The sequence below is a fragment of the Sphingomonas sp. P4_D12 genome (assembly GCF_056401895.1).
In genome coordinates this window covers 33,555-44,397 of the sequence record NZ_JBFUIL010000015.1, presented here as the reverse complement: position 1 = coordinate 44,397, position 10,843 = coordinate 33,555, and the positions used below count along the sequence as shown (strand labels likewise).

At 66.9% G+C, this 10,843-nt stretch carries 5 protein-coding genes; 4 read left to right on the top strand and 1 reads right to left on the bottom strand.

From position 1 onward, the window contains the following. Positions 1–175 precede the first annotated feature (175 nt). Entirely contained in the window at positions 176–913 is a 738-nt protein-coding gene (locus tag AC1DSD_RS21210) for a GntR family transcriptional regulator (protein WP_478032891.1), read from the bottom strand. Between the two features lie 250 nt (positions 914–1,163). On the opposite strand from AC1DSD_RS21210, the gene AC1DSD_RS21205 reads away from it, so the two are divergent. From AC1DSD_RS21205 to AC1DSD_RS21190, 4 genes are all read left to right on the top strand, one after another. After that, positions 1,164–3,491 (top strand): beta-N-acetylhexosaminidase, encoded by a 2,328-nt coding sequence (locus AC1DSD_RS21205; protein WP_478032890.1) that lies wholly within the window; start codon positions 1,164–1,166, stop codon positions 3,489–3,491. Then, complete coding sequence (locus AC1DSD_RS21200) at positions 3,488–6,079, top strand: beta-mannosidase (protein ID WP_478032889.1); 2,592 nt, start codon at positions 3,488–3,490, stop codon at positions 6,077–6,079. Before AC1DSD_RS21205 ends, AC1DSD_RS21200 begins: the two co-directional genes overlap by 4 nt. Beyond that, positions 6,076–8,640 carry a glycoside hydrolase family 3 C-terminal domain-containing protein gene (locus AC1DSD_RS21195; RefSeq protein WP_478032888.1) on the top strand — a complete coding sequence of 855 codons (2,565 nt, stop codon included), beginning with the start codon at positions 6,076–6,078 and terminating at the stop codon, positions 8,638–8,640. Before AC1DSD_RS21200 ends, AC1DSD_RS21195 begins: the two co-directional genes overlap by 4 nt. An 82-nt stretch (positions 8,641–8,722) precedes the next feature. Continuing rightward, a complete protein-coding gene (locus AC1DSD_RS21190; protein WP_478032887.1) occupies positions 8,723–10,645 on the top strand; it encodes an alpha-L-fucosidase in 1,923 nt (640 codons plus the stop codon). The last annotated feature ends 198 nt before the right edge of the window (positions 10,646–10,843 follow it).

Sequence of the window (10,843 nt, the reverse complement as noted above, 5' to 3'; positions counted from 1 at the left end):
CCGACGAGAGACGCTGCCCTGCGTCAAAAGGCGCCCGCCGCTTTGCGGTTGCCCGGGCGCGCCCGCTGGTCTGCGTCGCGGTCCTTGCGCGTAGCGCCGCTACGCGCTGCACACCGCTCCTTGCCAGCGAACACGCCCGGGCAATCACGACGGGTCCAACTCGCGTCATCACGCTCTAGACGTCGCTCAATTCGGCGACGAAATCATAGGCGTCGCCGCGATAATAAGAGCGGGTGACTTCGGCCGGGCGGCCATCGCGCAGAAAGGCGCGGCGCTCGATCAGCAGGCCGGCATGGCCGGGATCGACACCGAGCATGCGGGCATGCTCGCCGCCAAAAGGTACAGCCCTGAGTCGCTGCAGCGCGCGCACCGGCCGATTGCCGACTTTTTCGAGCGCGCCATAGAGCGAGTCCTCGACCGCATCGACCGAGGCGAGGCAATAGCCCGCGATGGTCGAGAATTCGAGCGCCATCGGTTCGTCATCGGCATAGCGGATGCGCGCGAAGCGGAGCACCGGCGCGCCTGGCGACAGCCCCAGCATCATCGCTTCTTCCGGGTTCACCTGGCCGGGTGCGCGCGAAATCCAGCTGCTGCTCGCCCGGCGGCCACGCGCCGCCATGTCCTCGGTGAAGGAGGAGAGCTTGGAGAAACTCTTTTCGACACGCCCGGCAACGAAGGTGCCGGCGCCGCGCCGGCGGGTGAGCAGCCCCTCCTCGACGAGCCGGCCGATCGCCTTGCGCACGGTGATGCGCGACACGTTATATTCGGTGGCGAGATCGCGCTCGGGAGGGATCGCGTTGCCGGCGACGAGGATGTCGGCGCCGATCGCGTCGCGAATGAGCTGTTCGAGCTGGAGGTAAAGCGGGGACGGATTGTCCTCGCGCAAACGTCCTATCTGATCCGAAAACGCCATCAACTCCTCCCCCCGGGAGGCATCTTGTCGCCATCGCTGCCTCGCATGAGGTAACGCTATCGCAACCGGCCCGGTCGGGCAATGGGATGGTAGTGGATTTATATTGGTATCTACCGATGAAACCGCTCCTGAGTAGAGGTTGGCGTAGGGGCAGGAGCAAAAAAGTGGGAGCGGTAACAGTCTCCTATTGTGCCATAGGATCTATATTGGTTACACGTTCGGCGGCCGCGCCGGCCGGCGGAGGATGAAGATGCGGATTGCCGGGATGCGGCTGCGGAATCTGACTTGGGCGATGGCGTTCTGCAGTTCCGCGGCTTTCGCACAGGCATCCGATCCGCTCCCGTTGACACCTCTTCCCCAGTCCGTGGTGCGCGGCACGGGTAGCTTCACTGTGTCGAACGGTGCGACGATCGGTACCGCACCGGACGACAGTGGCGCCAAGGCCGCGGCGCGCGTGCTGGCGGCGCATGTGAGGATCGAGCGCGGACTGCTACTGAATCCGCGGGAAGGCGCAGGCACGATCACGCTTGCGCGCGACGCTTCGATCCGCGGCGACGAAGCCTATCGGCTTGTGGTCGACGCGCGGGGCATCCGCATCAGCGCCTCGGGTGACCGCGGATTGCTCTACGGCGCGATGACCGTCGCCCAGCTGCTGAGCCCCGATCGCCGCTTCGGCGCGCCGGTCAAGGTGCCGGCGGTGACGGTCGAAGATGCGCCCCGCTTCGGCTGGCGCGGGCTGATGCTCGACGTTGCCCGCCACTATCAGCCGATCGAGGCGATCTACGTGGTGGTGGACCAGATGGCGTCGGTGAAGCTCAACACGCTGCACCTGCATCTGACCGACGACCAGGGCTGGCGCTTCGAAGTGAAACGCTATCCCAAGCTCACCGAGCTGGGCGCGTGGCGCACGCCCCCTTCGGCCGGTGGTTCGCCTGGCGCCAAGGTGGGCGGCTTCTACACCCAGGACCAATTGAAGGCGCTGGTCGCCTATGCCGCCGAGCGCGGCATCACCATCGTCCCCGAGATCGACCTGCCCGGACATGCCCAGGCGCTGGTCGCGGCCTATCCCGAGTTCGGCGTGTTCGGCGACCGGCCCGGCGTCTCCCACGACTGGGGGGTCAATCCCTATCTGCTCAACCCCGGTCCCGAGGGCGTCGCCTTCGTCAAGCAGGTGCTCGACGAGCTGATCGCGGTGTTCCCGGGTACGTACATCCATCTCGGCGGCGACGAGGCGATCAAGGATCAGTGGCAGCGGTCCCCGCAAGTCCAGGCCCAAATCAAGGCACTCGGGCTGAAGGACGAGGATCAGCTGCAGAGCTGGCTGATCGACGAGTTCGGCAATTACCTGGCCGCCAAAGGTCGGCGCCTGATCGGCTGGGACGAGATTCTCGAGGGCGGGCTGCCGCCATCGGCCTCGGTGATGTCGTGGCGCGGCGAGAAGGGCGCGGTCGACGCTGCGAACCAGAATCACGACGTGGTGTTGAGCCCCGCGCCGACCTTGTATTTCGACAGCCTGCAGAGCGATCGCGCCGACGAACCGCCGGGGCGGCTTTCGATCCAGACGCTCGCCGATGTTTATAAATATGAGCCGATGCCCGTGGGGATTGACGCCGACAAGGCGAAACATGTGCTCGGTGCACAGGCCAATGCGTGGAGCGAATTCCTCGTCACGCCTTATCAGGTGCAGCACATGCTCTTTCCGCGGGCCGCCGCGCTCGCCGAGATCACCTGGTCGGCGAAGGGGAAGCGCGATTTCCCCGATTTCCTCGCGCGGCTCGATTCCCAGATCCAGCGCTGGCGGCGCTCGGGCGTGGAGGTCGCCGACAGCGCCTTTGCGGTGGGATTCCGGCTCGAGGGCACGCGCGGCGCGGCATTGCGCGCGAACCGGGTGCGCGTCGCGCTCGCGACCCAGGCGCCCTACGGCACGATCCGCTATACGCTCGACGGCAAGGCGCCCGGCGCGACATCGTCCGTCTACAAGACGCCGCTGGAGCTCAAGCCCGGCGTGACGATCCGCGCCGCGGCGTTCGACGCCGCCGGGCAAGCGACCGCTCAGCCGCGTAGCTTCGGCACTGGCCGGACGGCGCTGCTCACGCGGACGAGTTCCGAGCTGGTCGCCTGTCCCCACGGCGCCTTCGGCCTGCGCGTTCCGCTGACCTCGGAAGCAACCGACAACGCGCCCGCGTTCAACGTCAATTTGTTCGACACGTGCAGCGCCTATCCGGCGGCACCGCTCGATCTGGCGAAAAGCTTCACGATCGACGTCACCCGGCTGCCGCGGCATTACGGACTCGCGCACGAGGCCAAGGCGCTGCGCGACCATTATAATGTCACCACTTATGGCGAATTGGTGATCGTCGCGCGCTGCATCGCCGCAGCCAAGGACAAGGCAATCGCGCCGATCATGGTCGCCACATTCCCGCTGCCCGACCCGGCGGCGGCGCCCGCGCGGTTCAGCGTCTCGGGCACTCTGCCGGCGACGGCGGGTGACGAGGATCTCTGCTTCCAGTTCACCGCGCCGCTGTCTGGCCCCTATTATGCGGTCGAACGCGCGATACTCCGGGAGACGACGAAATGAGGTGGGGTAGGCTCGCGCTGTTGCTGCCGGCGCTCCTCGTCAGCGTATCCGCCTGGGCGGCGCCGCGCGAGACGGTATCGCTCGACGGGGCGTGGGAAGTAAGGATCGATCCCACCGACCAGGCGGCGAAGGCGCACCCTAAAGAGGCGCGATGGTTTCCTGCGCACGTGCCGGGCAGCGTCCAGCAGGACCTGATCGCCGCCGGTCGGGTCCCGGATCCTTTCAAGGGGATCAACGAGGCACCGATCCAATGGGCAGGGCTGACGAACTGGCAGTTTCGCCGGGTGATCGACGTGACGCCAGCGATGCTGGCGCGCGGGCATGTCGATCTGGTGTTCGACGGGCTCGACACATTCGCGACGGTGACCGTGAACGGCAGGCAATTACTGACCACCGACAATGCGCATCGGCGCTGGCGGGTCGATGCCAAAGCGGCGCTGAAGGCGGGGCGCAACGAGCTGATCGTCGCCATCGCCTCGCCGATCCGGACGCTCCAGCCGATGGTGCTGGCCACGCCCAATCCGCTGCCGGGCGAATATGATTCCGCGTTCGGCGACGAGCCCAAGGGCAAGCAGACCTCGCCTTACATCCGCAAGCCCAAATATCAGTACAGCTGGGACTGGGCGCCGCGGCTGGTCGCCATTGGCCTATGGCGGCCGGTGCGGATCGAGGCGTGGGACGAGGCGCGGATCGACGGCTTCCGCGTCGACCAGGAAGCGGTCAACGACAATGAGGCGCGGCTGGTCGCGCGTTGGCGGATCGCGGCCGATGGCCCGGCGAATGTGACGGCGCGGGCGCGGGTGACCGGGCCGGACGGCAGGACCATCGAGGTCAGCCGCGCCGCCAGCTTGATTGCCGGCGACAATTGGGTGAGCGCCCCAATCGCGATCGAGAAACCGCAGCGCTGGTGGCCGGTCGGCTATGGCGCGCAGCCGCTCTATTCGGTCGAGGCACAGCTCGACACCGGTGGCGGGACCAGCGACCGTGTGGCTCAGCGGATCGGGCTGCGCACCACCGAGCTGATCCGCAAGGACGGCAGTTTCGGCTTCCGGATCAACGGCGTGCCGATCTTCGCCAAGGGCGCGAACCTCGTCCCGTTCGACAGCTTCCCCACGCGCGTATCCGACGCGCAGATGCGCCAAATCCTGCAAAGCGCGCGCGACGCCAATATGAACATGATCCGGGTCTGGGGCGGCGGTTATTATCTGGACGATGCTTTCTATACGCTCGCCGACGAGATGGGCCTGATGATCTGGCAGGACTTCATGTTCGGCGGAGCGGTGACACCGCCCGATGCGGCGTTCCGCGACAATGTGCGGGTCGAGGCCGAGGAGCAGGTCGAGCGGCTCCAGCCGCATCCCGCTTTGGTCGGCTGGTCGGGCGGCAACGAAATCCTGGCGGGCTGGGAGAATTGGTCCGACCGCAAGGACTTCAAGAAGCGCGTCGGCGCCGACGAACAGGAGCGGATCGGTACGGGCATGGCGGTACTGTTCGACCGCGTGTTGCGCGACGCCGTGCTGACCCGAGCACCGGGCACGCCCTATTGGCCGGGCTCGCCCTCGACCGATTATGAAGGACCGATCGACACCGGCAAGGATGGTGACCGGCATTTCTGGGACGTGTGGTCGGGATCCAAACCGGTCGAGCGCTATCTCGATTCGTGTCCGCGCTTCATGTCCGAATATGGTTTTCAGGCGATGCCGGACCTGTCGACGATCCGCGGCTTCGCGGGCAAGGGTCCGCTCGCGATCGACAGCCCGGTGCTCAAGGCGCATCAGAAGTTCCTGGCCGGCGAGGGCAATAGTCGCCTCCAACTCTATCTCGACCAGAGGCTGCGCAAGCCCCGGGATTTCGCCGATTTGGTCTATCTCACTCAGGTCAACCAGGCCCAGGCGATCGAGATGGCGGCCCGGCATCACCGCGCGTGCCGTCCGGTGACCTTGGGCTCGCTCTATTGGCAGCTCAACGACACATGGCCGGCGATTTCGTGGTCGAGCATCGACTATAATGGGCAGTGGAAGCTGCTCCAATATGCGGCGCGGCGCTTCTTCGCGCCGCAGGCGATCGTCGCCGAGCATAAGGACGACGCCACGCGCATCGCACTCGTCTCCGACGCGACCGCCCCGATCGCGGCCGAATGGCGCATCCGCGCATTCGACATGGCCGGCAAGGCGCTCGGCGCCAAGAACGCGCAAGTGACGCTCGCGCCGCTGGGTGCGCAGGAAGCGGCGAGCATTGCCGATGCCGACCTGTTCGCGGGCGCCGATCCCAAAGCGAGCTTCGCCGTCGCCGAGTTGCTGATCGACGGACGCGCCGTCTCGCGCACGATCGTCGAACGCGCGCTGCCCAAGGACATGACCTATCCGGCGCCCGCGCTCACTGCGCGCTGGGACGGCAAGCGCGTGACGATAACCGCGGGCGCGTTTGCCCGCGCGGTGATGCTCGATTTCGGCGACCTCGCCGCGCAGCCGAGCGATGATGGGTTCGACCTGCTCGCCGGCGAGAGCGTGACAATCGACGTGGTATCCGATGCATCCGCTGCAGCGCTCAGCAAGGCCCTCACTTTGCGCACGTTGGGGCCGCAATGAGCATTCCGCTGATCCTGCTCGCCTTGTTCGGGCCCGATCCCGACGCCGTGGCCAAGGCGGTCGACACGATGACCGTCGAGGAGAAGGCGGCGCAACTCCAGAATACGGCCCCCGCCGATCCCGAGGCCGGGCTTCCCGCTTATGACTGGTGGAACGAAGGGCTGCACGGGCTGGCCCGCGACGGCGATGCCACCGTCTTTCCCCAGGCGATCGGGCTGGCCGCGACCTGGGACACCGACCTGATGCGGCGGGTCGGCGACGTGGTCGCGACCGAGGCACGCGCCAAGTTCAACGCGCGCCCGATCGGGGCCGATCGGCGGATCTATGAAGGGCTGACGATCTGGTCGCCCAATATCAACATCTTCCGCGATCCACGCTGGGGCCGCGGCCAGGAAACCTATGGCGAGGACCCGTATCTGACCGGGCATCTCGGCGTAGCCTTCATCCAGGGCTTGCAGGGTCCCGACCCCGCCCACCCCAAGGTGATCGCCACGCCCAAGCATTTCGTGGTGCATAGCGGCCCCGAGGCGGGGCGCGACGGCTTCGACGTCGATCCCAGTCCGCAGGACCTGGAATCGACCTATCTCCCCGCTTTCCGGCTGGCGGTGACGGAGGGCAAGGCGCGGTCGCTGATGTGCGCGTACAACGCGATCCATGGCGTTCCCGCCTGCGCGCTGCCGTCGCTGATGATCGACCGCCTGCGCCGCGATTGGGGTTTTACCGGCTTTACCGTTTCCGACTGCGATGCCGTCGCGAACATCTCTCTGTATCACCATTACCGACTCGACACGGCGGCGGCCGCCGCCGCGGCGATCAAGGGCGGCACCGATCTCAATTGCGGATCGGCCTATGCCGCCTTGCCGCAGGCCGTGAAGCGCGGGCTGGTGAGCGAGGCCGAGATCGACACCGCACTCGTCCGCGCGCTCTCGGCGCGGCAGGCGCTCGGCATCGTCTTTGGCGCCGCCAGCCCCTGGAACCGGATTGCTCCCGACGCGGTCGGCGCGCCGGCGCATCGCGCGCTGGCGCTGGAGGCGGCGCGCAAGGCGATCGTGCTGCTCAAGAACGACGCCGGACGGCTGCCGCTCGCGCCGGGCAGTCGCGTCGCCGTGATCGGCGCCGATGCCGACGATCTGAACATCCTCGAAGCCAATTACCATGGCACTGCCGTCGATCCCGTCACGCCGCTGGAGGGCATCCGTCGCCAGTTCGGCGCGACCAATGTGCGTTATGCCCAAGGCTCGACACTGGTCGATGGCGCGCCCGTGCTGGTACCCGAGACCGCGTTCACGACAGACGGCAAGCCCGGGCTGAAGGCTGAATATTTCGCGAGCGCGACCGTGGCCGGCACACCGGTCGCGGTGCGGCAGGATCGGCGGATCGACTTCAACTATACGCGCGCCGCGCCGCTTGCCGGGCTCGACCCTCGGGGCTTCGCGGTGCGCTGGACGGGGGCGCTCGTGCCGCCGGGCCCGGGCCGCTACACGCTAGCGATCGACATTCCCGCCTGCTGGAAGGATTGCAAGACGCACGACGCGGTGCGCCTGTGGATCGACGGCAAGCCGCTCCACCAGGGGCCGCTCGGCAAGGGGCGCGTCGAGCTTCCGTTCGTCAGCGACGGACGCCGCCACGATTTCCGGCTCGAACTCGACCATCACGGTGAGGATGAGGGGATCAGGCTGCTATGGGTCCCGCCGGCTGAACCCTTGCTCGCCCAGGCGGTGGCAGCCGCCCGGGAGTCGGACGTGGTGGTGGCGGTGCTCGGACTCTCGCCCGATCTCGAAGGCGAAGCGCTGCCGGTGAGCGTGCCCGGCTTTGTCGGCGGCGACCGGACCGATATCGCCTTGCCGCTGGCGCAGCAGCGGCTGCTCCAGGCGCTTCGCGATACCGGCAAGCCGGTGGTGCTGGTGCTGGCCAGCGGCAGCGCGGTCGGGGTGGATCCAGGCATGGCCGATGCGATCCTCGCATCATGGTATCCGGGCGAAGCGGGCGGCACGGCGCTGGCCGAGACGCTGGCGGGGCTGAACAACCCCTCGGGACGCCTGCCCGTGACTTTCTACAGGTCGACCTCGGATCTGCCCGCCTTCGTCGATTACGGGATGAAGGAGCGCACCTATCGCTTCTTCACCGGCACGCCGCTCTGGGGGTTCGGCTATGGCTTGAGCTTCACCCGCTTCGACTATGCCGGAGTGACGGCGAAGGCGATCGGCACCGCCGCGCCGGTCGATCTGCGCGTCACCGTGCGCAATAGCGGTGCGCGGGCAGGCGAGGAAGTCGTGCAGGCCTATCTCGTGCCGCCGGCCGAAAAAGGCACGACGTTCACCGCGCCCGTGCTGCAGCGCCAGCTGGTCGCTTTCCGCCGCGTGCCGCTGGCTCCTGGCAAGACCCAGACGCTGCGCTTCACGCTCGATTCGCGCAGCATCAGCACGGTTGCGCGCGACGGCACCCGTCGCGTCCTCCCGGGCCCCTATCGCCTCTGGGTGGGCGGCGGCCAGCCAGGCATGGCGCCTGGCCAATGGGTCGATTTCACGCTCGGCGGGGAAGCGCAGGCATTGCCGAAATGATCGACCATCGCACCTTCGCCATCAGCCCTCCCGCGCTCGCCGACCGCCCGCCATCGTTGTACTCCCGCCTGAGAGAATCCGCATGACCGAGCTTTCCCGGCGCAGCCTGATCGCCTCTGGCCTGGCGGCCGGCGCCGCGCCCGCGCTTCCGGCAATGGCCGGCGCGCGTTCGGCCGCGCCCAAGCCGTTCGGCGCGGTGCCCAGCCCGCGGCAGTGGCGCTGGCATGGCCGCGAGCAATATGCCTTCGTCCATTTCTCGATCAACACCTTCACCGACAAGGAATGGGGTTATGGCGACGAGGACCCCAAGGTCTTCAATCCCAGCGACTTCGACGCCGACCAGATCGTTGCCGCCGTCAAGGCGGGTGGGCTCACGGGGCTGATCCTCACCGCCAAGCATCATGACGGCTTCTGCCTGTGGCCGACCAGGCTGACCGAGCATTGTATCCGCAACAGCCCGTACAAGGCCGGCCAGGGCGACATCGTGCGCGAGATGGCGGACGCCTGCCGCCACGCGAAACTGCCGTTCGGTGTCTATCTCTCGCCCTGGGACCGCAACCATGCCGATTATGGCCGCCCCGCTTATGTCGATTATTATCGCGCCCAGCTGACCGAATTATGCACGCGCTACGGCGCGCTGTTCGAAGTGTGGTTCGACGGCGCCAATGGTGGGGACGGCTATTATGGCGGCGCGCGCGAGGCGCGGAAGATCGATGCGCCGCGCTATTACGATTGGCCGTCGATCGTCGCCTTGGTCCACAAGCTCCAGCCCGATGCCTGCACCTTCGACCCGCTGGGTGCCGACATCCGTTGGGTCGGCAATGAGGACGGCGTTGCCGGCGACCCCTGCTGGCCGACCATGCCCAACGAGCCCTATGACCAGAAGAACGGCAATGCGGGGGTCCGCGGTGGCGCAATCTGGTGGCCCGCGGAAACCGACGTGTCGATCCGCCCGGGCTGGTTCTATCATGCCGACGAGGATTCCAAGGTCAAAAGCCCCGAACGGCTGATCCGGCTCCACGACGAATCGGTGGGGCGTGGGACCAATCTGAACCTCAACATCCCGCCCGATCGCCGTGGGCGGATTCCCGACCAGGACGTGCGGATCCTCAAGTCGTTTGGCGACGCGATCCGCGCCACCTTTGCCCGCGATCTGGCGCGGGATGCGGTCGCGCATGCCAGCCACAGCCGTGGCCCCGGCTTCGAGCCGGCGCGCGTGCTCGACGGCGATCGCGAGACCTATTGGGCAAGCCCCGACGGCGTGGTCGGTCCGACGCTGACGCTCGATCTCAAGCCGGGGACGCGCTTCGATGTGATTCGCCTGCGTGAGTATCTGCCGCTCGGCGTGCGGGTGACGCGCTTCGCGGTCGATGCGGAGATCGATGGCGCCTGGCGCACGCTGGCGGAGCATGACTGCATCTCGGCACAGCGCGTGATCCGGCTCGACGCGCCGATCGCGCCGCGCCGCGTGCGGCTGCGCGTGCTGGATGCGCCGGTCTGTCCGGCGATCAGCGAGTTCGCGTTGTTCCGTGCGGTCGCGCCGGTGCCGGTGCCGGCGATCGTCTCGAGCGACCCCAATGTGCTCGACGTGACCAAATGGAAGGTCGTGTCCGCCAGCGCGCCTGGTGCGGAGAGATTGCTCGACAATGATGCAGCGACGATCTGGGTGCAGGCGCGCCCGACGCCTGATGCGCCCGCGCAGGTGACGATCGATCTGGGTGCGGATACCAACCTCGCTGGATTCAGCCTCACTCCCTCGCGTCAGGTGATGACCGACGCAGCGCCACCCAAAGGCTATATCGCCGAAACGAGCCTGGATAATACCAATTGGGAACCAGCGGCGGCGGGCGAATTCGCCAATATCGCTTATGCGCTGTCCACACAGCGAATCGCCTTCGCAAGAAGGCGCCGCACTCGCTATCTGCGGTTGACCTTTGCTGAAGCGGCTGTGCCGGCGGCGAAGCTCGCGATCGCGGGCATAGGCGGATTTGTCGCGCGTCCATAGCGCCGAACGCTTCCCAAGCCGACGCCATCACCGGCTTCCAACCCTTTGAATAATTGCCCGACTGACGGCCCTGCGCGCGGCGCGGCGGCGTTTCCGTGCGACCGGAAGCGGCGAGTTGGTATGCAAGTGGTGCGAAAATGATAAACCAAAGTAATTTTTGGTATTGAATTGAATTTTTATATATGAGAAATTCTGTTG